Source organism: Peptoniphilus sp. SGI.035 (assembly GCF_050315115.1).
In the GTDB taxonomy this organism is placed as follows: Bacteria; Bacillota; Clostridia; order Tissierellales; family Peptoniphilaceae; genus Peptoniphilus_A.
The window spans coordinates 1-22,944 of record NZ_JBNPOJ010000009.1 but is presented as its reverse complement, the minus strand read 5'-3'; the positions used below and the strand labels follow the sequence as shown (position 1 = coordinate 22,944).

The window sequence follows — 22,944 nt, the reverse complement described above, 5'->3', positions numbered from 1 at the left end:
CACAAAAAAGAGAAGGCTCTTGCCTTCCCTTAATCTCTTTAAATTAATATTTGTAAAATCCTTCGCCTGTTTTTCTTCCAAGAAGTCCTGCTCTAACCATTTTCTTAAGAAGTGGATGTGGTCTGTATTTAGGATCGGCAAATTCAGTGTTAAGAACTTCCATAATTGCAAGTACTACATCAAGTCCTACTAAATCTCCAAGAGCTAAAGGTCCCATTGGATGATTTGCGCCAAGTTTCATTGCTGTGTCAATATCTTCTACTGATGCAATTCCTTCAGCGTAAATTCCAATTGCTTCGTTAATCATAGGAATTAAAATTCTATTTACAACAAATCCTGGAGCTTCCTCAACTTCTACTGGAGTTTTGCCAATTTCTTTTGAAAGTTCGATAATCATATCTTTAACTTTTGGATCAGTTTTCTTTCCAGAAATAACTTCTACTAGTTTCATTGCTGGAACTGGGTTAAAGAAGTGCATACCAATAACTTTTTCAGGTCTTTTAGTAGCTGCCCCAATGTCAGTTATTGAAAGAGATGATGTATTGGATGCAAGAACTGTCTTTTCTTCACAAATTTCACAAAGTTCTGTGAAAATTGCTTTTTTAATCTTAGGATTTTCAGTTGCTGCTTCTATTATAAGATCACAATCTGCTACATCTTTAATATCAGATGATGTAGTTAGATTAGAAAGAGCAGTTTCCATCTCTTCCTTAGTCATTCTTTCTTTAGAAACATTTTTTTCGTAACCCTTTTTGATTTTTTCCATAGCCTTTTCAAGAGCTTCTGGTGCAATATCTCGAACAATTACTTCGTGATATGGTGCAAGTACTTGAGCAATTCCTGCTCCCATAGTCCCTGATCCTACTACTGCTATTTTCATTTTATTCACCTTATTTTCCTTTAAATTCAGTTTTTCCCTTATTTAAAAATGCCTTCATGCCTTCTTTTTGGTCATTAGTTGCAAAACATAGTCCAAAGTGAGTTTTTTCAATTTGCATTGCTGTGTCGATATCTGTTTGAGATCCATTTACTATTGACTGTTTAGAATATTCTACCGCCTTTGGTGCATTCTTTGCAATTTTTTCTGCCATTTCAATAGCTTTGTCGATTAATTCATCTGGTTCGTAAACGCCATTTACAAGTCCAATTTCTAAAGCTTTTTTAGCATCAATAGTTTCTGCTGTATAGATCAATTCCTTTGCATAACCAGGTCCAATTGTCCTAGAAAGTCTTTGTGTTCCACCAAATCCTGGTGTGATTCCAAGACCAACTTCAGGTTGACCAAACTTTGCTTTTGTAGATGCAAGTCTAATATCACAAGCAATAGAAATTTCACATCCGCCACCTAGTGCAAATCCATTTACAGCTGCTATTACTGGAACTCTACATTTTTCTATTTCCATAAATGTATCCATTCCGAGTTTTGCAAAATCATAAGCTTCACTTGCGGTAAAATTAGCCATTTCACCTATATCGGCGCCAGCTACAAATGATTTTCCTGCACCTGTTACAATGATACATCTCACGTCGTCTTCTATGCGTGCAAAAAATTTATGGAGTTCCCTTAACATTTCAGAGTTTAAAGCATTAAGGCTTTTTTCTCTATTAAGTGTTAAGAGAAGGATACCATGATCTTTTTTTTCTACAATTAAAAATTTATAGTCCATATTAGTCCCTTCCGACAATAAGAGCTGTTCCCATTCCTCCGCCGATGCAAAGTGTTGCTAAACCTTTTTTAGCATCTCTCTTTTGCATTTCAAATAAAAGTGTAGTTAAAATTCTAGCTCCACTTGCTCCAATAGGGTGACCAAGTGCAATTGCTCCGCCATTTACATTTACTTTATTAATATCAAATTTCATAACTTGGTTAACTGCACAAGCTTGAGCTGCAAAAGCTTCATTAGCTTCAATTAGGTCAAGGTCATCAGCTTTAAGTCCTGCAATTTTAAGAGCTTTAGTTGATGATGGAATAGGTCCAGTACCCATAATCTTAGGGTCAACACCTGCTGATGCGTAAGAAATAACATATGCAAGAGGTTCTACACCAAGTTCCTTTGCCTTTGATTCTTTCATTATTACAAGCATTGCTGCTCCATCGTTAATTCCAGATGCATTACCTGCTGTAACTGTACCACCATCCTTTTTGAAAGCTGGTTTTAATTTTGCAAGACTCTCTAAAGTTACTCCTTCTCTAATGTGTTCATCAGTATCAACAATTGTTACATTGCCTTTTCTGTCTTTAACTTCTACAGGAACAATTTCGTCTTTAAATCTTCCTTCTCTTCTTGCTCTTTCTGCATTATTTTGAGATCTTACAGCAAGCTCATCTTGCATTTCTCTAGTAATGCCATATTTTTCAGCTACATTTTCAGCTGTAATACCCATGTGATAATCGTTGAAAACATCCCAAAGACCGTCTTTAATCATTGTGTCAACAACTTTTTTGTCTCCCATTCTTGCTCCCCATCTTTCATTAGTAAGAGCGTATGGTGCCATTGACATTGATTCAGTACCACCTGCAAGTACAATTTCAGCATCTCCAGCTTTAATAACTTGAGCAGCTAAACTTACTGCACGAAGCCCAGATCCACATACCATATTAATAGTAACTGCTGGAGTTTTAATGTCAATTCCTGTTCCTAGAACAACTTGTCTTGCAACATTTTGTCCTTGAGCTGCTTGAAGAACATTACCAATGTAAGCTTCATCAACCATGTCAGCTTTTACATTTGCTCTTTTAAGCGCTTCCTTTGCTGCTACTATTCCAAGTTCTACTGCTGAAACAGTCTTAAATTGACCGCCAAAACTTCCTACAGCTGTTCTTGCAGCTGATGCTATAACAATTCTATCTTCCATTTTTTCCTCCTCATTAGTCGCGTGGTGGCAATACAGTAGCCACACCGTCTAAAACAATTTCTCCCTTTTGATTTGTGCAAGTTGTCTTGAGCTTTAATATTTTTTCTTTAATTATCTCAATTACTTCAACTTTAGCTGTAATTGTATCCCCGAAATAAACAGGTTTAGTAAATTTCATTTCTTGACCCATGTAAATAGTACCTGGACCAGGAAGTTTCATTCCAAGAACTGCAGAAACAAGTCCTGCTGTTAGCATTCCATGTGCAATTCTAGTTTTAAAATTCCCCTTTCCAGCTTCAACTTCGTTTATATGGGCAGGATTCAAATCGCCAGTTATGCCAGCGTAAAGATATACATCCGACTCGGAAATTGTCTTAGAAAATTCAGCAGTATCTCCGATTTTAATTTCTTTAATAGTTTTTCCCATGTGATTTACCTCCTCAAACTTTATTGAATTATACCCATAATTTAAAAAGAATAATTAATATTATAAAATTAATTCATATTTTCTAAAATATCAACGATTTTTTTTGCCGCATGACCATCTCCATAAGGATTTATAGCTTTCGCCATTTCTTCGTATAATTTTTTATTATCTAATAAATCAATTATACTGTTGTAAACATCTTGTGAATTTGTCCCCACAAGTTTAGCTGTCTTTGCTTCTACTCCTTCCATTCTTTCAGTCTCATTTCTAAGAACTAAAACAGGTTTGCCGAGAGCTGGGGCTTCTTCTTGCACTCCACCAGAATCTGTAACTACAAATTTTACCCTTGCCATTAGGTTTGAAAAAGGCATATAGGAAAGTGGTGCAATAAGATGAACTCTGTCTAAATCAGAAAAATATTTTTTTGCAGTACTCCTCACAATTGGATTTAAGTGAATTGGAAATACAATTTCAATATTTTCTCTTTCAATAACTACTCTCCTAATTGCAGAAAAAATATTTTCCATTGGCTCTCCCCAATTTTCTCTCCTATGCGCAGTAAGTAGTACTACTTCTTTATTATAATCTAAATTATTCAAAATTTCATCGTCAAATACAAAATCTTCTTTAACAGAATACTTCAATGCATCAATTACAGTATTTCCAGTAATAAAAATATTTTTGTCATCATAGCCTTCTCTCAAAAGATTTTCTCGATTTGATTCTGTTGGCGCAAAATGATAATTAGCGAGTACCCCAGTGAGTTTTCTATTTGCTTCTTCAGGATAAGGTGAGTACAAGTTTCCTGACCTTAGTCCAGCTTCTACATGTCCTATTTTTATTTTCTTATAGAAGGCGGCAAGTGCTGCAGCAAATACTGTCGTAGTATCTCCCTGCACCAAAAGGATATCTGGCTTTAATTCTTCTAAAATGTCTTCAATTCCCAAAAGTGTTTTTGTAGTAACATCTGTAAGAGACTGACCTTTTTTAAAAATATTTAAATCGTAATCCGGCTTTATATCAAAAATTTCTAGCACTTGGTCTAGCATTTCTCTATGTTGACCTGTTACACAAGTGTAGCTTTCGATATTATGTCTTTTTTCAATCTCTTTTATTATTGGAGCCATCTTAATGCCTTCAGGTCTTGTACCAAATACAAATAATACCTTCATTTATTCCTCCTTATTTTTTAACATTCCAGCAGCTATTCCTGTTAAAAGTATTATTAAAATAACTGCTATTGAAATAATAAGTGCAATTGATGAATGGAACTTTGAAATTACATTTGCTAGTATTCCAAATATTGCTGATATTGAATATAAAATCACAACTGTTTGTCTTTGATTTAATCCTAACTTCAAAAGCCTGTGATGAAGATGTCCCTTGTCAGCTTGAACTATTGACTTCCCAGAAAGTTTACGTCTTAACATAGCAAAGGCTGTGTCAAATACTGGCACGCCTAAAATTAATACTGGAACAAAAATCATAAGTATTGCCGCTTGTTTCAAAAATCCTGAAATACTTATATATGAAAGCATAAATCCAAGATACAAAGCTCCCGTATCTCCCATAAATATTTTTGCAGGATTAAAGTTAAAGGGCAAGAATCCAAGACAAGCACCTGCTACAAGGGCACATACTAAGCTAACATCAAATCTTTTCATTTGATATGTTATAAAAAACATTGAAATGGCACATATCATTGATACTCCTGATGCAAGTCCATCTAATCCATCTATTAAATTTATTGTATTTGTAATTCCACACACCCAAAAAATTGTAACCGGTATGGAAAGCATATTTAAAATAAGTAGTGCATCCTCATAATTAAAGGGATTTGTGAAAAACTCTATTTTCATGCCACCTGCTATAAGAATTATGGCTGCAATAATCTGAAAACCAAATTTTAATTTTGGACTGAGGTCATATTTGTCGTCATATAGTCCAGAAAATGCAATTACAAGAGAACTTATTATTGTACAGATAAGTGTCTTATTGATAGGTAAAAAAACAAGCATTAAAATAGTTACACTTATTACCATTGCAATACCGCCACCTACTGGAATTGGTTTTTTATGAACTCTTCTTGTATCCTTTGGCACATCTAAAAATCCCTTCTTTTTTGCAAGCTTTATGACAAAGGGCATTTGTACAAAAGTCAAAATAAAAGCTGCAAAAAAAGGAACTAAATAATTATACATATTTACCTCTTACTTCGTTCCAAATAACCTATCTCCTGCATCTCCAAGTCCAGGTACGATATATTTATCCTCATTTAATTTTTCATCTAGTGCAGCAATATAAATATCTACATCTGGATGAGCTTCTTGCACTGCCTTTAATCCTTCTGGTGCAGCTAATAAATTTATTGATTTAATATTTTTTGCACCATTTCTTTTTAATTCGTCAATGGCTTCAATAAGTGATCCACCTGTTGCAAGCATTGGGTCCACAATAATCATTTGTCTTGATGCTACATCTTTAGGTAATTTTGAATAATAAGTAACTGGCTTTAAAGTTTCTGGATCTCTGTACATTCCAATGTGACCAACTCTTGCTGCTGGTATTATTGTAAGAAGTCCTTCCACCATACCAAGGCCTGCTCTTAAAATAGGCACTATTCCAATTTTTTTACCGGAAATTCTTTTTCCAATAGCTTTTCCAATAGGAGTTTCAATTTCAATATCTTCTGTTTCCAAATCTCTTGTAACTTCATAGCCCATTAATGTTGCTATTTCATTTACAATTTGTCTAAATTCCATGGAACTTGTTTCTTTTCTTCTAATTATTGTCATCTTGTGATCAATAAGTGGATGTTTTATTATTGTGTATCCCATATTATTCCTCCTCAATTTTATTTACTCTTTTAATATGTCTTCCGCCTTCAAATTTTTCATTTAAAAAAGCTTCTACTATTTCTATTGCCATATCGTGGCCAATTAATCTTGCACCCATTGCAAGTACATTTGCATTATTGTGTCGTCTTGCAAGTTTAGCAGAATAGGGTTCAGAGCAAAGTGCAGCTCTTATTCCCTTAACTTTATTAGCAGCAATTGAAATTCCAATTCCTGAACCGCAAATAACAATTCCAAAATCCATTTTATTATCTATAACTGCGTGTCCAACTGCGTGTCCATAATCTGGATAATCCACACGACTATCGTCGAAGGGTCCTATATCTTTTACTTCAATGTTTTTTTCTTCTAAGTATTTTATTACATCTTTTTTTAAATAAAATCCTGCGTGATCAGAACCAATTGCTATTTTCATTTTATCTCCTAAATTCTCATGACGACTTTTCCACTGCAAGCTTTTAAAAGTCTATTCATAATACTAAGACCAATTCCCCTTAGTTCAAAGCCCTCTGCAAAAATTATGTCTACATTTTCTTCATCACATCTTCTCAATGCGTCAAATAGATTTGATGCAACTTCTTCAAGATGTTCTCTTGAGCCAAGGTTTATTAAAAGTTTTATATCTAAATTTTTGTACTGGTCATAAGTTTCATCAGTTGCAAGAACTGCAATCTTTTTGCCCTTATTTTCGCTAATATTTTTTTTAATTTCATTTACAACTTTATCTAGTCTTCCACCAAAACAAATTGCCTCTGCCCTTGGTGCATAATGTCTATATTTTTGTCCCGGAGATTTTGGAATTTCCCCACTTTTTGAATCAATTGTGGCACTATCTATTGCAATGTTTTTATCGATTTCTCTTAAATCTTCTAGAGTAATTTTCCCTGGTCTTAAAATCATTGGCGGATCAACTGTTACATCAAGCACAGTAGATTCAATTCCAACCACAGAATGACCACCATCTACTATTATATCTACTCGACCTTCTAAATCTTCTATAACGTGCTCCACTTTAGTTGGAGATGGTCTACCAGATAAATTTGCAGAAGGAGCTGCCACTGGAAAGCTTACTGATTTTAAAATATCGTGGGCTATCTTATTATTTGGCTCTCTTATTGCAACAGTTTCAAGTCCACCAGTTGCTTCATTTGGTATAATCTCAGATCTCTTAAAAATAATAGTAAGAGGTCCTGGCCAAAATTTTTCAATGCATTTTTTTGCAACATCGGGAATTTCTGAAACTAATTCCTCAAGTTGTGAATTTTCTGCAATGTGAAGTATTAGTGGATTGTCGCTAGGTCTGCCCTTTGCTTCGTATATTTTTTTACAAGATCTCTTGTTAAGTCCATTTCCTCCAAGTCCATAAACTGTTTCTGTTGGAAAGACAACAAGACCTCCATCACTTAAAGTTTCACTGATTTTCTTAAGATAAATTTTATCTTTTGCATTTCCTTTAAATTTAATAATATCTGTTTTCAAAAAAAAACACCTCTATTGTTAACATTATACCAAGAATAGAAGTGTTTTTTAATACTTAATCCTTATTTAATTTTCTGTGTGGGATAATTTTTCCATTTTTAACATTTTCTTCGAACTCTTTAATTATTTTTTCAAAAACTTCATCATCAGTTAAAATTGTAATTCCAACTTCAACTATTGCAGCAATTACTTTCTTCATTTGGCTAAAGGCATAATCTGTCATAGTTGCCTCTCTAAGTTCCACTGTATGTCCATTTACACTTTCATCTGCAATTTTAAAATATCCGTGAATAGTTGGCACTTCGTGAGAAAAATTTCCTGCGTCAGTAGAACCCTTGTTGAGTTCAATATCCTTTATCTCTTCGTCGAGATATTTTTCTAGTTTTTCTTTTAAAACTGCGTTAAAGGCATTATTCCTAACTGTATTGTCATTTCCCTTTTCATATTCAGAAATTTTAACTTCACAACCTGTAGCAAGAGCTGCTGCCTTTGCACAATTTTCTAATTTTTCTAAAATTTCTAATAAATCTTTTTTCTCTGGACTTCTTGCGTAAAATCTTGAGTCCGTGTAATCTGGAATAATATTTGCAGCTTTGCCACCATCTTTTATTATCCCGTGGATTCTCGTGCCATCTTTAGTCTCTTGTCTTAGAGCATTTATTGCAGAAAATAAGACTATTTGTGCGTCTAGTGCGTTGATTCCCTTTTCAGGTGCATCTGATGCGTGAGAAGTTTTGCCAAAAAATTCAAATCTTCTTGTTGAAAGTGCAAGTGAATTTGGCGTAAGTGAATTATAGGAGGCTGGATGCATTTCAATTGCAACATCTACATCCTTTAATTCATCTGAATTTGCAATTTCAATTTTTGTTCCTCCAACTTCTTCTGCTGCAGTTCCAAAAACTATTACCCTTCCGCCAATTTCGTCGATTAGTTTAGAAAGGACAATGCCTGCTCCAGTTGCAGTTGCACCTAAAATATTATGACCACATCCATGACCAATCCCTGGAAGTGCATCGTATTCTGATAAATAGGAAACTGTCCTGCCCTCTTTTTTTGAGTCATAAACAGCCTTAAAAGAAGTTTCACATCCCATGTAGGGACATTCTATTTCAAAGCCATGTTTTTTTAATAAATCAATGTGTGCCTTTGAAGATTTATATTCTTCAAATCCAAGTTCTGGATTTTCATAAATAAATTTTCTAAGTTCATCTAGTTCTCCTGAAATTTCTTCAACTTTTTTTAATATATCCATAATTCACCTACTCATTTATTCTATAATATTCGTACTTTTTATAATTTTCGTATAGCTCTTTTGCTTCACCTTTTACATCTTTTCTAGGATAAGTATTAATTCCGTCAAATATAAAATTTCTAGAAATAATTGGAAGTTTTTTCCTAAGTTCCGAATTGTATATAAAGAAATTATCCACTTTATTGTAGTTTAACATATCAAGAACAATTGAAGAAAGATAATTGGCAGAAATTGCGTTTCCATCTTTTACTTCAACATTTTCTCTATTTAAAAATGCTTTTCCACTTTCATTTGCAACTATTACATAGGGTGTTGAATAAAATTCAATTTCCTTTTCCAAATCATCGTTGGACAATTTTATCCCAATTTCATCAAAAGCGCTTGGGTCATTTCCAAGTCCAGGCAAGTGGTCGCCGTAAAATACCATAATAGTTGGTTCTTCTAAACTCATCATCATGTCATAAACTTCGCCAAGCATTATGTCCATATCCTTTATTCCAAGAAAATAAGATCCAAAATTATTTGCAGCATCATCTGATAAAGTAGCATCACATTCGTAAGGCAAGTTTTTTCCATATTTATCGTAAAAATATGGTCCATGGTTTTGAATATCTAATCCATAGCTAAAAATTGGCTCATCAGAATTATTTACAGCTTCTAAAAATCTATTTCTATATATTTCTGAAAATTGTCTTTCTGAAACATATCCACCTTTTATTTCAGGATTTTCTATATTTTCTAAAAAATAATTATCCTTAAAACATAATTTTGGATATACATTTTGCCTTCCATAAAACCATGCATATCCTGGATGGAATGCCATAGTCTTATATCCTATTGTATCTAAAAGACTTGGAAGTGATGAAACGTCTCTTTTTATTGCGTTAAAGGCAAAACTTTCATCAGGTGCACAGTCAATAGTAAGTGCACCTGTTAGCACATCAAATTCAGTATCTCCCGTTCCTCCGCCGAAGGAAGGAGTTACAATTCTACCATGCATCACAGAGTTCTTCTTTAATTTTTTAAAATTATAGTTTGGATCATTCTCCTTAGAGAAATGAAATTTTGGATTTTCCGAAAGATCAGTAAAGGCTTCCCCCATTATCCAAATAATATTTGGACGCGGATTATTTTTTATTACAGAAATTTCTTCTCCATGGTCAACTCTGTCTATTTTTTCTGTTTCTTTTTTATTATAGCCCTCTGGCGCTCTTACAAAAGATTTTTTTAGATTAAATATAAAGGCAAAATTAAAACCCTTGGAGTTAAAGTGATCTATTAAATTATATTCATTTCCAATAAGTGGTAAACTATTGTATATTGCATCCTTTGAGTAAATAAAATTAAATAATAAAGCGGATACAATTAACATAGAAAGAATTGATAATAATCTGTCCTTTACATTTAACTTTTCACTCTTAAAAAAACGTGAAATAAAAATTGCAAAAACAAGAAATATTACAAAAATTACTATGGAAGTAACATCAGGATGAAAGGAATTTTGTGACATTTTAAAAGCTTCCAAAGATAATCCAATATCAGATATTCTAAAGGGTGCACTTCTATAAAATACCTTTGTCCTATGTACTGTAAATAATATTAAATAAAAGATCGTATTAAAAATTAGTGCAAATCTTCGCCTCCCAAAAATTCCTTGAAATAAAATTCCTGTTAGAAAAATGGGAATAAAATTTAAAATTAATACAATGGGACTTCTTAATATTTTTTCAATAATTCCTGTATCACTTGGGGCAAGAAGTAGCATTGCAAGAGTTATTACCAAAGAAAATAAAATTTGGCTTACTATATCTATAATATTAAAGCTTCTAGCCTCACTATTTTTTTCTTTATTAAACAAAAAATCACCTTCCAGTGCATTATTATATAATATATTGTAAAGTTTTTGTAAATTTTTGTAAACTCTTTATAATCTTATATACTTTTATTAAAATTTTTTACACCAAGTTATTTTTATCAATTTTAATTTACTAACCACTTTTTTAATAAATTTTATTTAAAATTAAAAAGGCTGCCGAAGCAGCCTTAGTTTCTCTTTACAGAGTGAAGATTGGTATAACTTATTATTAATCTTAGGAGTTATGGGGTGTCCCAAAATCAAAGTATTTTGTTAAATGACATTAACTATCATTAACTGTCTTTATTATATTATGTTTTTGTTAATTTGTAAAGTCTTTTTGATAGTTTTTATCATTTTTTATTTTACGAGAATTTATTTAAAAATTTTAATGCTTTAAAATCCATAAAAGTCATAAAATTATTGTTTTTATTTTTAAAATTATCCCAACTCTTAATTATAAAAATTTTGCACTAAAAAATGCACCCAAGGAGGTGGGTGCAAGGGGATTCCGGTAATTGTGATATTAAGGAAAAAGCTGGTAAACTATAAGGGATTCTTAATAAAATATTTCACAATTATCTTGTACATAGTATATAATAAAACTATTATAAAATAAATTAATAAAAATTTGTATTAATAACAAAAATTATTTGATTGGAGAAAACATGAATTTCGAAAGTATTTACTATTTTACAGAGCTCGCTAAAACTCTAAACATGAATGAAACTGGCGACAAACTTTATATATCACAACAAACTTTGTCTAATCACATAAAAAGGCTTGAAGATTATTATGGAACAAAATTATTTTTTAGGAAGCCAAAGCTTATGCTCACTCCCATTGGCGAAGAATATTTAAGGTATGCAGAAAAACTTCTTACAGCTGAAGCTGACATGATAAATAAAATTAGAGATATGGAAAGTGAAGATATTGGCAAATTAATAATAGGTGCATCTTCTCCTAGAGCTGATATTTTTATTCCATCAATTATAGAAAAATTTACTGAAGAATTTCCAAAAGTTGGTCTAGTGCTTCACGAAAAGCAATCTCACGAACTTGAAGAAATGTGCGTGGAAAATAAAATAGATATTGCTATAAGCATTGACGAAAATTATAAAAATGAAAATTTAAAATCTCGCCTTCTCTTAGATGAAAAATTGTACTTGTGCGTTAGTGACAGGCTTTTAAAAAAATATGTCCAAGACTTAGAATCTTTAAAGGAAAAATCCTTTGAAAGAATTAATTTAAAAGATTTTGAAAAAGTTCCCTTCCTACTTTACACTCAAGACAATAGAATAAGATCTTTGATCAATAAAAGTTTTAAAGATGCAGGTGTTAGACCAATTGACTACATAGAGACTGCCTATTCACGAATAGCCCTTGCCATTTGCAATAAAGCTCTTGCTGCAGTATTTATTTCTCAAATGAATATAAAAAGATGGATGCACGAATTTGATGACGATATTAATATTTTTCCACTTTACTCAAAAAATAAACCTGTAACTCTTGGCATCTATGCAATAAAAAATAAAAATAGATATATTACAAAATATGCAAAAAGATTTGTAGAACTTTTGGAAGAATACTTTGATTCAATTAATTCAGAAAAATTAGAAAAAATCTCAAAAAAGTAGGTGAAGTATAAAACTTCACCCACCTTTTTTATTTAAAATCCATTTTCAAATTCTTGTCTAAATCTATTAAATAAATCTTGTTGTTCTTGTTGCCTTTGTTGATATTCTTTAGCTCTTGCTTCTTCTTGAGCTTTAATATCCTTTTGTGCTTCCTTATCATTTTCTATTGAATAATTAGAAAATTTAACTTCCGTAGTTTGTGCCTTTCCCTTTCTTACATAGCTAACTTCAGCACTATCTCCTTCTTGATATTTGTACAAAATTGACTTTAAGGCATTGTTGTCATTTACTTCGTCCTTTCCAATTTTAGTAATAATATCTCCAGCTTCAAGTCCAGCTTTAGCTGCAGGTGATCCTTCATAAACTTTGTATACAAAAATTCCTTTTTCTACATCAGTTTTTCCATTAAATACTTGTGCTGCAACATTTAAGTTCATTGTAAGCATTCCCATTGACATTTCTTTGTAGCTTCCAGTTTCTATGACTTGTTTTACAATTGGTTTTATAAAATTAATTGGAATTGAAAATCCAAGTCCCTCTGCTGATTGAACTTTTACAGTGTTTATTCCTATGACTTCACCCTCTGCATTTAAAAGTGGACCACCAGAATTTCCGCCGTTAATTGAGGCATCGGTTTGGATAAGTCCTGTCATATATCCTCCACCACTTACTGCACCAACATATCTGTCAAGTCCAGAGATTATTCCTTGAGTTACAGTTTGTGAAAATTGCAATGAAATTGGATTTCCAATTGCAATTGCTACATCTCCAATGGAAAGCTTATCAGAATCCCCAAGGGTTGCTACATTTAATTTTTCCTTAGTATTAACTTTTACAATGGCAAGATCCACATTCTCATCTGCCCAAATAGTTTTTCCTTGAATGTCTTTTTCATTGTTAAGTCTAACTGTTACATCGTCTACTACTTTGTTGTTTAATTTTACAACATGGGCATTTGTAAGGATGTATCCCTTTGGATGTACTATTACACCTGAGCCCACACCTTGAATTTCAACTTGACCAAAGAATGATTGTTGTACTCCCTTTGTTGTAATTCCTACAACTGATGACATTGATTTTTTTGCAACAGCAGATGCAACGCTAACATTATCCTTCGCAGAAATTGTTATATTAGAATTTCCTTCATTTGATGTAGATGAATTCACATTAGGCAATATTTTATAAGTTGTAATTGCCGAACCAATTATTCCACCAATTAGTGAAAAAACTAAAGCTATTATAACAATTATTTTTCCCATACCTTTATTTTTTTCGTTTCTATTGTTATCCATATTTTCCCCCTTACTTTTTTATATATATTAGAATGATTATGTGAAAAATAAATGATTTTATTATCAAAGGTTTTTGAAAAATTAAACAACCTTAAAAATTTTGTACAATTTTCATACTAATAATTAAAAAGAGACCTTTCGAGGTCTCTAAAATATTTTTTAAATTATTTTCCAAAAGCAGGGATAACTGCTCCTTTGAATTTTTCTTCAATTAATTTCTTTGCTGCATCAGAATTTAAAACTTCAATTAATTTTTTGAATTTTTCTTTTTCAGCATCTTCTTTTCTAATTGCCACTAAATTTGCATAAGGTGAATCCTTTGATTCTAAGAAAATTGAATCTTTAGTTGGGTCAAGACCCTTTCCAATTGCAAAGTTTGAATTTATAACTGCCGCTCCAGCATCCTTATAAACTTGTACAATTGAAGGTGCATCCATTGCTGTAAATTTTAAATTCTTTGGATTTTCTGCAATATCTTTTTCTGTTGAATTAAGATTTGTCTTGTCTTTTAATTTAATAAGACCAGCATCTTCAAGAAGTATTAATGCTCTTGCTCCATTGCTTGGGTCATTAGGTATAATAATTTCTGATCCATCCTTGATTTCGTCCACTGATTTATATTTTTCTGAATATAAAGCCATTGGTTCGATATGAACATATCCAAGTACAGCAAGATTTTTGATTCCTCTTTCTTCTACAAAACTATCAAGGTATGGTTTGTGTTGGAAGAAGTTTGCATCAAGATCTCCCGCTTCAAGTTGTAGGTTTGGTTGAACATAATCGTCAAAATTTACAACTTCAACATCAAGTCCTTGTTTCTTAAATTCATCCTTTAATCCCTCGATAATTTCGCCATGAGGTGTTGGTGAAACACCGATTACGATTTTGTTATCTCCATCCTTTGTTTCTTCTGCAACAGCCTTGTTGCCTTCTGCCTTTGTGTTTTCCTTTTTTGCTCCACCACAAGCTGTAAGTGTTAGAGCAAGCACTAGTGAAAGTGCTACAATAATTTTTTTCATTTTTTTCTCTCCTTTTATTTTTATTTATATTAATTCTAAAAAATTAGAATAAACACCTATCTTTTATCAATTTTATCCGCTATTTTATTTCCAATAAATTGTACAATTTGTACGAGAATTATTATTACGATTACTGCTGACCAAAGTATTAACGGCTCATTTCTTTGGTAGCCATATCTGTTGGCAATATCTCCTAGTCCGCCACCACCCATGACACCAGCCATTGCTGAATAACCTATTACATTAATAACTGTCATAGTTATTCCAGCAACAATCATTGGCATTGCTTCTGGTATTAAAACTTTAAAAATAATTTCTCTCTTAGTTGAGCCCATAGATTTGGCTGCTTCAATTACACCTTGATCCACTTGTATAAAATATCCTTCCATTAACCTTGCCACAAAGGGTGCAGCTGAAAGTGAAAGTGGAATTATCATTGCTGCTGTTCCATAGGATTTTCCAACTATAAGCCTAGATAGAGGAAATACAACTATCATTAAGATTACGAAAGGAAAGGACCTAAGAACATTTATTATCCCATCTAATGCCGAATAAATTTTTGTTGATTCAGTTAGACCACCTGGTCTTGTAGTAGTCAAAATTATTCCCAGTGGAATTCCTATTGCAAGAGCAATAATTGTAGATGCTATTACCATTACAAAAGTCTGTGGAATTGCCGGCAAAACTATATCGATTATTCTATCCATCTAAAGCACCTCCACATTTACATTATTTTCCTTTAAATATTCAATGGCTTTAATTCTCTCTTCTTCTTTTCCAAGAATTTGAACTGTAAGATAACCAACACTTGAAATATTCAACTTATTTATATTTCCCGAAAGAATTGAAACATCCACATCAAATTTCTTTACGCATTTTGAAAGAATTGGTTTGTCATAATTATCATCTGCATAGGAAAGTCTCAAAACATCTCCCTTATAGTCAGCGCTATTTACATAACCTTCTTCAACTTCATCTTCCAAGTTTTTTATAAAGGACCTTGTAACAGAAGATTTTGGATTTCTAAAAAGTTCCTTAGTTTCATTTTCTTCTATTATTTTTCCATTTTGCATTACTGCTATTCTGTCGCAAATTTCCTTTGCCACTTCCATTTGGTGAGTGATCATAACTATTGTCATGTTGAATTCTTTTACAATTTTTTTCAAAAGATTTAAAACAGATTCTGTGTTTGCTGGGTCAAGCGCTGATGTTCCTTCATCTGAAAGTAAAATAGAAGGATTTGTAGCAATGGCTCTTGCTATTGCAACTCTTTGTTTTTGTCCTCCTGATAATTCTGATGGATAGGAGTTTTTCTTTTCCTTTAAGTCAATAAAATTCAAAAGTTCATCTACTCTCTTTTCAATTTCACTTTTATTCATACTAGAAATCTCTAAAGGATAAGCAATATTCTCAGCAACAGTCTTTTGCATAAAAAGATTAAAATATTGGAAAATCATTCCCATATCTTTTCTTGCAATCCTAAGTTCTTTCTCGTCTAAATTAATAATAGACTTACCATCCACTAAAATTTCTCCACTTGTAGGTTCCTCCAACCTATTGATGCATCTAACGAGAGTGGATTTTCCTGCACCAGAAAGACCAATCACTCCAAAGATTTCTCCTCTATTTACTTTGAAAGAAACATCATCTAAAGCTCTAAAAGTTCCATCCTCAGTTTTAAATTCTTTAACCAAGTTTTTTACTTCTATCATTTTTCCTCCATTACAAATAAAAAAAGCTTCCGCCCCATAAGGACGAAAGCTCGTGTTACCACCTTAATTTATCACTTTCTCGCGAAAGCAACCTCTTCAAGTACAATCATACTCTACTTCTATAACGGGAAGTCCCGTAAATACCTAATATCAGTATTTCCTAGAAAAGGCCATGTTCCCTAAAAACTCATCCACTTCTTTCACCACAACGAAGCTCTCTTTACTCAAAATTTTAAGGTACTCTTCTTCTCAAAAAGTTTATTTATGAATTGTTTATTATTATATTAACAATTAAATTAAAAGTCAACTATTTTTTTAATTTGTTACAAGAGTTTTTAAATCATCTTCTACGTTTGTAATTCCAGAAATTCCAAAATTATCAACTAAAACTTTCACAACATTTGCTGAAAGGAAGGCTGGAAGAGTTGGTCCAAGGTGAATGTTTTTTACTCCTAGAGATAAAAGTGCAAGCAAAACTATTACAGCTTTTTGTTCGTACCAAGCAATATTATATACAATAGGAAGGTCGTTTACACTTTCTACTCCAAAGGCATCAACAAGAGCAAGAGCTATTTGAATAAGTGAATAAGAGTCATTACATTGACCTGCATCTAAAACTCTTGGAATTCCATTAATATCACCTAAATTTAACTTGTTATATCTATATTTTGCACATCCCGCAGTTAAAATAATAGTTGAATCAGGAAGATTTTTTGCAAACTCTGTATAATAATTTCTATTGGACATTCGCCCGTCACAGCCTGCCATGACAATAAATTTTTTGATATTGCCATTTTTTACATTTTCAATAACTTTATCAGCAAGTTCTATAACTTGACTATGTGCAAAACCTCCAACAATACTTCCTTTTTCAATTTCTTCTGGTGAATCACATTTTTTTGCCATTTCAATAATTTTTGAAAAATCTTTGTGTCCCTCTTTATCTTCTTCAATATATTCACATCCAGGATAACCTGCTGCCCCAGTAGTAAATAATTTATCTTTGTAAGAATCCTTTGGCGGAACTATACAATTTGTAGTCATGAGGATTGGTCCATTAAAGGATTCAAACTCTTCTCTTTGTTTCCACCACGCATTTCCATAATTACCAACGAAGTTTTCATATTTTTTAAACTTTGGATAATAATTTGCAGGCAACATTTCAGAGTGAGTATAAATGTCAACTCCAGAATCCTTTGCTTGCTCTAAAAGCATTTCAAAATCCTTTAAGTCATGACCTGAAACTAAAATTCCAGGATTTTTTCTCGTTCCAATATTAACTTTAGAAATTTCAGGATTTCCATAAGTTTTAGTATTGGCAGAATCAAGTGTTGCCATAGCCTCATATCCCATAGATCCAGTTTCAAGTGTTAGTGAAATTAATTCATCAATGGTTTTTTCTTTTAATAGTTCTGCCATTGCCTTTAAAATAAAATTATTTACCTTTTCATTTTCATATCCAAGGACCTTTGCGTGTCTTGTGTAGGCAGCCATCCCCTTTAATCCATAAGTTATAAGTTCCTTTAAACTTCTTATGTCTTCATTTTTTTCGCTTAAAACCGAAACTTCGTGAGAATTTATTTTTTTACTGATTTCTGAAAAATCTACTGAAGACCACATTGCTGCTTCGCTATAATCTTTATCTTCTCTTAAAGAATTCATGAGCTCAACTGTTTTGACTATTCTTTCTTTTATTGCAGCATTGTCAAAATTTGCATTAGTAATAGTTGTAAATAAATTTATAATAATCCTATCAACAACTTCACTTTCTTTATTTTCCCTTTTAACTGCAATTTCAGATAGACCCTTTGAAATCCAAATCAAAAAATCTTGCAAATTTGCAACTTCAGATGTCTTTCCACATACTCCAATATTTACACAACCGCTATTTTTAAATGTCTCTTGACATTGAAAACAAAACATATTCATATTCTTCCTCCTATTCATTAGCAAAATCAAATATCAAATAACTTTCTATAAACATTTTAGTATTATAACAATAGGATTACTGTTGCATATGCAACAATTATTTATAATATTTTAAAAATTACTGGAAAATTTTTAAGTGCATACTTGATATTTTAAATCCTCAACTTTTTTCTAAAAAAATTAGACCCATGCGTGCATGAGTCTCTCTATATTTGTATTAATGATGCTTATGAATTGATAAAGTGTATTGTTTTCAATATTTAAAAATCGCTTTATCAATTTTTTGTATATCCAATAATAGATAATCTTTTGTTTCCAACATTATTTTGTCTATAAATTTTCGCCTCTTCAATCAATAAATAAATTATTAACAAGATTTTTCTCAAAATCAACAAAATAAAAATGCAAATTTACAACCTTTTAATTTTATTCATATCTTGCTTCTTCTAAATTATTATTTGTAAAGGATGTAGAAATCGCAGATGTTGGGCACGCCTTTATACACTCTCCGCATCTTATACATTCTAAAGCCCTTTGATTCTTTGACATATCTACATCCATTTTACAAATTCTTTTACATTTTCCGCAAGAAATACAATTGTCATTAACATGATATTGATAAAAAGAAAATTTATTAGTTAATGCGTAAAATGCACCCAGTGGACATAAATATTTACAAAAAGGTCTGTAAAAAAATATCGAAACTATTATTATTGTTCCAAGAATAACTGACTTTAACAAAAATAAATTGCCAAGTGCAGCCCTAATACTTTTGTTTGCCAGTGAAAGAGGAATTCCTCCTTCAAGTATTCCCTGAGGACAAATGTATTTGCAAAAATATGGAGAGGCTGTACCTAATTTATCAGTCAAAAATACTCCAAATAGCCAAACTACAAATACCAAAATAAAATACTTAATATACTTTAAAAAACTAAATCTTCTAGTGCTAAATTTTTTCGATGGAATCTTATGAATAAGATCTTGAAAAAACCCAAAGGGACACAAAAATCCACAAATTAATCTACCAAATATAGTTCCAAATAATAACATTAATCCTGTTACATAGTAGGCAAAATTAAATTTGGAAGACCCAACTACTGCTTGAAAAGAACCAATTGGACAAGCTAAAGTAGCTCCTGGACAAGAGTAACAATTAAGTCCTGGCACACAAGCACTCTTTAACTTTCCTGTATATATATTTCCCTTAAAAAAATTAGGAATATGTATGTTTGTAATGAGAGCAAAAGAACCCTGCACGAAATTTCTTTTATTTCTTAATTTCCCAAAAAAATTACTCAGCTTATCCAATTCCAACACACTCCAAACATATCCTAATAGCCTTTGAAAGCACAGTATCAACTTCTGACCTGTAAGCTCCCAAAAAAATAAAAGCAATGGACAAAATCAACATTAAGTATGAAAATTTTCTATTCATAATACCTTTCATATATTCACCTCGTTTTATAGTATACATTAATAATGTTAAAAATGTTAGTAAAAATTTATTTTTATAAAAATTTTTTAATAATAAATCAATAACATTTTTATTCTTTGAAATGACCAAAGAAGATTTTAAAAATATATAATAATCAATTTATTCAATAAATTAAAATTAGTATATCTTATTAGTATGAAATCGTTATTGTTTTTCTTGATTTAATTTTATAATTAATTAATAATTTAGTATTAAAAATCTTCACAAAGCTTATAAAAAGAAGTATAATTGAGCTGAAGAAAATCAAAATTTTCTTTTACCATATTTGCGCCATTTTTTTGAAAACGCTATTATTAGTCATTTACAAATTTTTATTAGGGAGGTTGATAATCAATTAAATTTTTAGGAAAAATCTCTTTGTTTTATTTTTGTTTGTTTTAAGGAGGCTTTTATGGAAAACAAAAATTTAAAACCTAAGGCGAATGGTGCAGCACTTCTTCCTTTTATAGTTTTTGTGCTTGTATATCTTGCTACTGGAATAATTTTAAACTCAATGGGAATAGAAATGGCGTTTTACCAAGTAGCAGCACCGGTATGTATTTTGCCAGCTATTATTTTGGCTTTTATTATGTTTAAAGGCACAATTGATGACAAATTTAACGATTTTGTTCACGGTTGTGGAGACGAAAACATAATAATAATGTGTCTTATCTACATATTAGCTGGAGCATTTGCAACAGTTTCAAAATCATCTGGTGGAGTTGATTCTGTTGTAAACTTTGCACTTTCTTTAATCCCTGTTCAATATATTACAGCTGGAATATTTTTAATCAGCTGTTTTATTTCCATCTCTACAGGAACTTCCGTAGGAACTATTTCAGCAGTTGGACCTATTGCTGTTGGCGTTGCTACAAAAGGAAATCTTCCTCTTACACTTGTTCTTGGATCACTTGTAGGAGGAGCAATGTTTGGCGATAATCTATCAGTTATTTCTGATACAACAATTGCAGCAACAAGGACTCAAAACGTAGGAATGAGAGACAAATTTAGAGCAAATATTAAAATTGCCATACCTGCAGCTATAATTACTTTTGTAATTTTATTAATTGTAGGGAAGCCTGAAGGCGAAGTAGTTCTTGATGATTTGAGTTATAAATTTATTTTAATAGTACCTTATCTTTTCGTGTTAATCTCAGCTCTTGCTGGAATGAATGTATTTTTAGTATTAACTAGCGGTATTGTTCTATCAGGAATTATTGGAATATTCACTGGTGGACTAACTATGATGACCTTCGCTCAAAAAATTTTCGAAGGATTTAGTGGAATGTTTGAAATTTTTCTATTATCACTTTTAACTGGAGGTCTTTCCTATATGGTTTCTAGTAATGGTGGTATTGAATGGCTAGTTGAAAAAATTAGGAGCTTCGCAAAAGATGTTAAATCCGCTGAAATTTCAATTGCTCTTTTAACTCTATTAACAGATGCTGCAACTGCAAACAACACTGTTGCAATTATTATTGACGGCCCTGTTGCAAAAGAAATTTCAAAGGACTTTAAAGTTGACCCAAGAAGATCTGCTTCATTCCTAGATACATTCTCTTGCGTAATGCAAGGTATAATTCCTTATGGTGCACAAATTTTAATCGCAGCTGGACTTACTAAAGAACTTGGTGCACTAGCTGTATCCCCTATTCAAATAGTTCCATTCCTATGGTATCAAGCACTACTTGCTATTTTTGCAATTCTTTCAATCTTTATTAGATTTGCAGATCCTAAAGATAAATGGGATTTTGAAAATGACGTACCATTAACTAAAAATAATGTAAACACAAAATAATTGTAAGAAAGTAATTTTATTAAAAAAATTTAATTTTGATTTATTTAAAAAGGAGAAAATTATGAATAGTAAAGATGAACTTAAAAAAATGCATTTTGAAACTAAAGCAATTCATGGCGGATATGAAAAAAATAAATATGGTGCACTAGCAACTCCAATCTATCAAACATCTACATTTATCTTTGACAATGCAGAGCAAGGTGGAAGAAGATTTGCACTAGAAGAAGATGGCTACATTTATTCAAGACTTGGAAATCCAACTAATGCACAGGTAGAAGAAAAAGTTGCTCTTTTAGAAGAAGGTGAAGCTTGTGTTTCAGCTGCATCAGGAATGGGAGCAATTACTTCATCAATTTGGCCATTCATTAAATGTGGCGATCACATGATAGCTGCAAAAACACTTTATGGATGTACTTTCGCATTTTTAGAACACTCAGTATCAAAAATGGGCGTTGAAGTAGATTTTGTAGACATTACAGATGTCGACAATATCTTAAACGCAATGAAAGAGAACACAAAAATTATTTACTTAGAAACTCCAGCAAATCCTAATATGGATATATGTGATATAGAAGAAGTTTCTAAAAGAGTTCATGAAAAGAATAAAGACTGTCTAGTAATCGTAGACAACACTTATTGTACACCTTATATTCAAAGACCACTTACACTGGGAGCCGATATTGTAGTTCACTCTGCAACTAAATATTTAAACGGTCACGGCGACGTTATTGCTGGCTTTGCAATTGGTAGAAAAAAACTCATAGACCAAGTTAGACTAGTTGGTATTAAAGACTGTACAGGGGCTGTACTTGCACCATTTAATGCATATCTAATTCTAAGAGGAATGAAAACACTACAAGTTAGAATGGATAAACACTGTTCAAACGCAATGAAGGTTGCAGAATTCTTGGAAAAAAATCCAAAAGTTAAAAGCATTCAATATCCAGGACTTAAATCCTTCAAATATTATGATATAGCTAAAAAACAAATGGCACTTCCTGGCGCAATGATCGCTTTTGAAATCGAAGGTGGAAAAGAAGCTGGCGCAAAGCTTATGAATAGTGTTAAACTTTGTACATTGGCAGTATCACTTGGCGATGCAGAAACGCTTATCCAACACCCTGCTTCAATGACTCACTCTCCTTACACAGCAGAAGAAAGAGCTGCTGCTGGAATCTCTGAAGGCCTAATTAGACTTTCTGTTGGTCTTGAAAATGCAGACGACATAATAGAAGACTTAAAACAAGCACTAGACCAAATCTAAAATTTTATTATAAAAATCTATTGAGAAATTAAAAATAAGGTGGTGTTGCAGAATAGATAATTCTATTCTGCTCATCACTTTTTTATTAAATATTT

General features: G+C 31.8%; 21 protein-coding genes. 3 read left to right on the top strand and 18 right to left on the bottom strand.

The genetic code is table 11. From position 1 onward, the window contains the following. Positions 1-43: 43 nt before the first annotated feature. The 11 genes from ACQRC6_RS05730 to ACQRC6_RS05680 all read right to left on the bottom strand — a co-directional run bounded on the left by ACQRC6_RS05730 (position 44) and on the right by ACQRC6_RS05680 (position 10,727). Positions 44-880: a 3-hydroxybutyryl-CoA dehydrogenase gene (locus tag ACQRC6_RS05730; protein WP_427848111.1), complete on the bottom strand. Its 837-nt coding sequence runs from the start codon at positions 878-880 to the stop codon at positions 44-46. A gap of 10 nt (positions 881-890) precedes the next feature. Then, positions 891-1,667: an enoyl-CoA hydratase-related protein gene (locus ACQRC6_RS05725; protein ID WP_427848110.1), complete on the bottom strand. Its 777-nt coding sequence runs from the start codon at positions 1,665-1,667 to the stop codon at positions 891-893. A 1-nt stretch (position 1,668) separates the two neighbouring features. Then, a complete protein-coding gene (locus ACQRC6_RS05720; protein ID WP_427848109.1) occupies positions 1,669-2,856 on the bottom strand; it encodes an acetyl-CoA C-acetyltransferase in 1,188 nt (395 codons plus the stop codon). 13 nt (positions 2,857-2,869) lie between these two features. Further along, positions 2,870-3,283, bottom strand: coding sequence for a MaoC family dehydratase (locus ACQRC6_RS05715; protein ID WP_427848108.1), 414 nt, complete (start codon positions 3,281-3,283; stop codon positions 2,870-2,872). Positions 3,284-3,351: 68 nt separating this feature from the next. After that, a complete protein-coding gene (gene wecB, locus ACQRC6_RS05710) occupies positions 3,352-4,455 on the bottom strand; it encodes a non-hydrolyzing UDP-N-acetylglucosamine 2-epimerase (RefSeq protein WP_427848107.1) in 1,104 nt (367 codons plus the stop codon). Further along, complete coding sequence (locus ACQRC6_RS05705; RefSeq protein ID WP_427848106.1) at positions 4,456-5,484, bottom strand: glycosyltransferase family 4 protein; 1,029 nt, start codon at positions 5,482-5,484, stop codon at positions 4,456-4,458. A gap of 9 nt (positions 5,485-5,493) precedes the next feature. After that, positions 5,494-6,120, bottom strand: coding sequence for a uracil phosphoribosyltransferase (gene upp / locus ACQRC6_RS05700; protein WP_427848105.1), 627 nt, complete (start codon positions 6,118-6,120; stop codon positions 5,494-5,496). A gap of 1 nt (position 6,121) precedes the next feature. Continuing rightward, positions 6,122-6,553 carry a ribose 5-phosphate isomerase B gene (gene rpiB, locus ACQRC6_RS05695; protein ID WP_427848104.1) on the bottom strand — a complete coding sequence of 144 codons (432 nt, stop codon included), beginning with the start codon at positions 6,551-6,553 and terminating at the stop codon, positions 6,122-6,124. An 8-nt stretch (positions 6,554-6,561) separates the two neighbouring features. Next, complete coding sequence (locus ACQRC6_RS05690) at positions 6,562-7,617, bottom strand: L-threonylcarbamoyladenylate synthase (protein WP_427848103.1); 1,056 nt, start codon at positions 7,615-7,617, stop codon at positions 6,562-6,564. Positions 7,618-7,672: 55 nt separating this feature from the next. Beyond that, positions 7,673-8,869: a M20 family metallopeptidase gene (locus ACQRC6_RS05685; protein ID WP_427848102.1), complete on the bottom strand. Its 1,197-nt coding sequence runs from the start codon at positions 8,867-8,869 to the stop codon at positions 7,673-7,675. A gap of 7 nt (positions 8,870-8,876) precedes the next feature. Beyond that, the gene (locus ACQRC6_RS05680) at positions 8,877-10,727 is read right to left on the bottom strand and encodes an LTA synthase family protein (protein WP_427848101.1); all 1,851 of its coding nucleotides are present in this window, start codon (positions 10,725-10,727) and stop codon (positions 8,877-8,879) included. 665 nt (positions 10,728-11,392) lie between these two features. Between ACQRC6_RS05680 and ACQRC6_RS05675 the strand changes: the two genes are divergently transcribed. Then, complete coding sequence (locus tag ACQRC6_RS05675; RefSeq protein ID WP_427848100.1) at positions 11,393-12,361, top strand: LysR family transcriptional regulator; 969 nt, start codon at positions 11,393-11,395, stop codon at positions 12,359-12,361. Positions 12,362-12,393: 32 nt separating this feature from the next. Here ACQRC6_RS05675 and ACQRC6_RS05670 read toward each other — a convergent pair whose 3' ends face one another. The 7 genes from ACQRC6_RS05670 to ACQRC6_RS05640 all read right to left on the bottom strand — a co-directional run bounded on the left by ACQRC6_RS05670 (position 12,394) and on the right by ACQRC6_RS05640 (position 19,760). Continuing rightward, complete coding sequence (locus tag ACQRC6_RS05670) at positions 12,394-13,653, bottom strand: S1C family serine protease (RefSeq protein WP_427848099.1); 1,260 nt, start codon at positions 13,651-13,653, stop codon at positions 12,394-12,396. Between the two features lie 164 nt (positions 13,654-13,817). Then, positions 13,818-14,672 carry a MetQ/NlpA family ABC transporter substrate-binding protein gene (locus ACQRC6_RS05665; RefSeq protein WP_427848098.1) on the bottom strand — a complete coding sequence of 285 codons (855 nt, stop codon included), beginning with the start codon at positions 14,670-14,672 and terminating at the stop codon, positions 13,818-13,820. A 56-nt stretch (positions 14,673-14,728) separates the two neighbouring features. Further along, a complete protein-coding gene (locus ACQRC6_RS05660; RefSeq protein ID WP_427848097.1) occupies positions 14,729-15,379 on the bottom strand; it encodes a methionine ABC transporter permease in 651 nt (216 codons plus the stop codon). Next, positions 15,380-16,384, bottom strand: coding sequence for a methionine ABC transporter ATP-binding protein (locus ACQRC6_RS05655; RefSeq protein ID WP_427848096.1), 1,005 nt, complete (start codon positions 16,382-16,384; stop codon positions 15,380-15,382). 315 nt (positions 16,385-16,699) lie between these two features. Then, complete coding sequence (gene hcp, locus ACQRC6_RS05650; RefSeq protein ID WP_427848139.1) at positions 16,700-18,307, bottom strand: hydroxylamine reductase; 1,608 nt, start codon at positions 18,305-18,307, stop codon at positions 16,700-16,702. A 432-nt stretch (positions 18,308-18,739) separates the two neighbouring features. Next, positions 18,740-19,621: a 4Fe-4S binding protein gene (locus tag ACQRC6_RS05645; protein WP_427848095.1), complete on the bottom strand. Its 882-nt coding sequence runs from the start codon at positions 19,619-19,621 to the stop codon at positions 18,740-18,742. Continuing rightward, on the bottom strand, positions 19,614-19,760 hold the full coding sequence (locus ACQRC6_RS05640; RefSeq protein ID WP_427848094.1) for a CD1871A family CXXC motif-containing protein: 147 nt from the start codon (positions 19,758-19,760) through the stop codon (positions 19,614-19,616). The genes ACQRC6_RS05645 and ACQRC6_RS05640 overlap by 8 nt, the downstream gene beginning before the upstream one ends. Before the next feature lie 439 nt (positions 19,761-20,199). Between ACQRC6_RS05640 and ACQRC6_RS05635 the strand changes: the two genes are divergently transcribed. Together ACQRC6_RS05635 and megL are read left to right on the top strand one after the other, a co-directional pair. Next, a complete protein-coding gene (locus ACQRC6_RS05635; protein ID WP_427848093.1) occupies positions 20,200-21,585 on the top strand; it encodes a Na+/H+ antiporter NhaC family protein in 1,386 nt (461 codons plus the stop codon). A gap of 61 nt (positions 21,586-21,646) precedes the next feature. Next, on the top strand, positions 21,647-22,849 hold the full coding sequence (gene megL / locus ACQRC6_RS05630; protein WP_427848092.1) for a methionine gamma-lyase: 1,203 nt from the start codon (positions 21,647-21,649) through the stop codon (positions 22,847-22,849). The last annotated feature ends 95 nt before the right edge of the window (positions 22,850-22,944 follow it).

Coding starts and splice junctions, on each gene's coding strand:
- ACQRC6_RS05730 (WP_427848111.1), bottom strand. CDS start 880: ATGAAAATAGCAGTAGTAGGATCAGGGACTATGGGAGCAGGAATTGCT.
- ACQRC6_RS05725 (WP_427848110.1), bottom strand. CDS start 1,667: ATGGACTATAAATTTTTAATTGTAGAAAAAAAAGATCATGGTATCCTT.
- ACQRC6_RS05720 (WP_427848109.1), bottom strand. CDS start 2,856: ATGGAAGATAGAATTGTTATAGCATCAGCTGCAAGAACAGCTGTAGGA.
- ACQRC6_RS05715 (WP_427848108.1), bottom strand. CDS start 3,283: ATGGGAAAAACTATTAAAGAAATTAAAATCGGAGATACTGCTGAATTT.
- wecB (WP_427848107.1), bottom strand. CDS start 4,455: ATGAAGGTATTATTTGTATTTGGTACAAGACCTGAAGGCATTAAGATG.
- ACQRC6_RS05705 (WP_427848106.1), bottom strand. CDS start 5,484: ATGTATAATTATTTAGTTCCTTTTTTTGCAGCTTTTATTTTGACTTTT.
- upp (WP_427848105.1), bottom strand. CDS start 6,120: ATGGGATACACAATAATAAAACATCCACTTATTGATCACAAGATGACA.
- rpiB (WP_427848104.1), bottom strand. CDS start 6,553: ATGAAAATAGCAATTGGTTCTGATCACGCAGGATTTTATTTAAAAAAA.
- ACQRC6_RS05685 (WP_427848102.1), bottom strand. CDS start 8,869: ATGGATATATTAAAAAAAGTTGAAGAAATTTCAGGAGAACTAGATGAA.
- ACQRC6_RS05675 (WP_427848100.1), top strand. CDS start 11,393: ATGAATTTCGAAAGTATTTACTATTTTACAGAGCTCGCTAAAACTCTA.
- ACQRC6_RS05670 (WP_427848099.1), bottom strand. CDS start 13,653: ATGGATAACAATAGAAACGAAAAAAATAAAGGTATGGGAAAAATAATT.
- ACQRC6_RS05665 (WP_427848098.1), bottom strand. CDS start 14,672: ATGAAAAAAATTATTGTAGCACTTTCACTAGTGCTTGCTCTAACACTT.
- ACQRC6_RS05660 (WP_427848097.1), bottom strand. CDS start 15,379: ATGGATAGAATAATCGATATAGTTTTGCCGGCAATTCCACAGACTTTT.
- ACQRC6_RS05655 (WP_427848096.1), bottom strand. CDS start 16,384: ATGATAGAAGTAAAAAACTTGGTTAAAGAATTTAAAACTGAGGATGGA.
- hcp (WP_427848139.1), bottom strand. CDS start 18,307: ATGTTTTGTTTTCAATGTCAAGAGACATTTAAAAATAGCGGTTGTGTA.
- ACQRC6_RS05640 (WP_427848094.1), bottom strand. CDS start 19,760: ATGAAAGGTATTATGAATAGAAAATTTTCATACTTAATGTTGATTTTG.
- ACQRC6_RS05635 (WP_427848093.1), top strand. CDS start 20,200: ATGGAAAACAAAAATTTAAAACCTAAGGCGAATGGTGCAGCACTTCTT.
- megL (WP_427848092.1), top strand. CDS start 21,647: ATGAATAGTAAAGATGAACTTAAAAAAATGCATTTTGAAACTAAAGCA.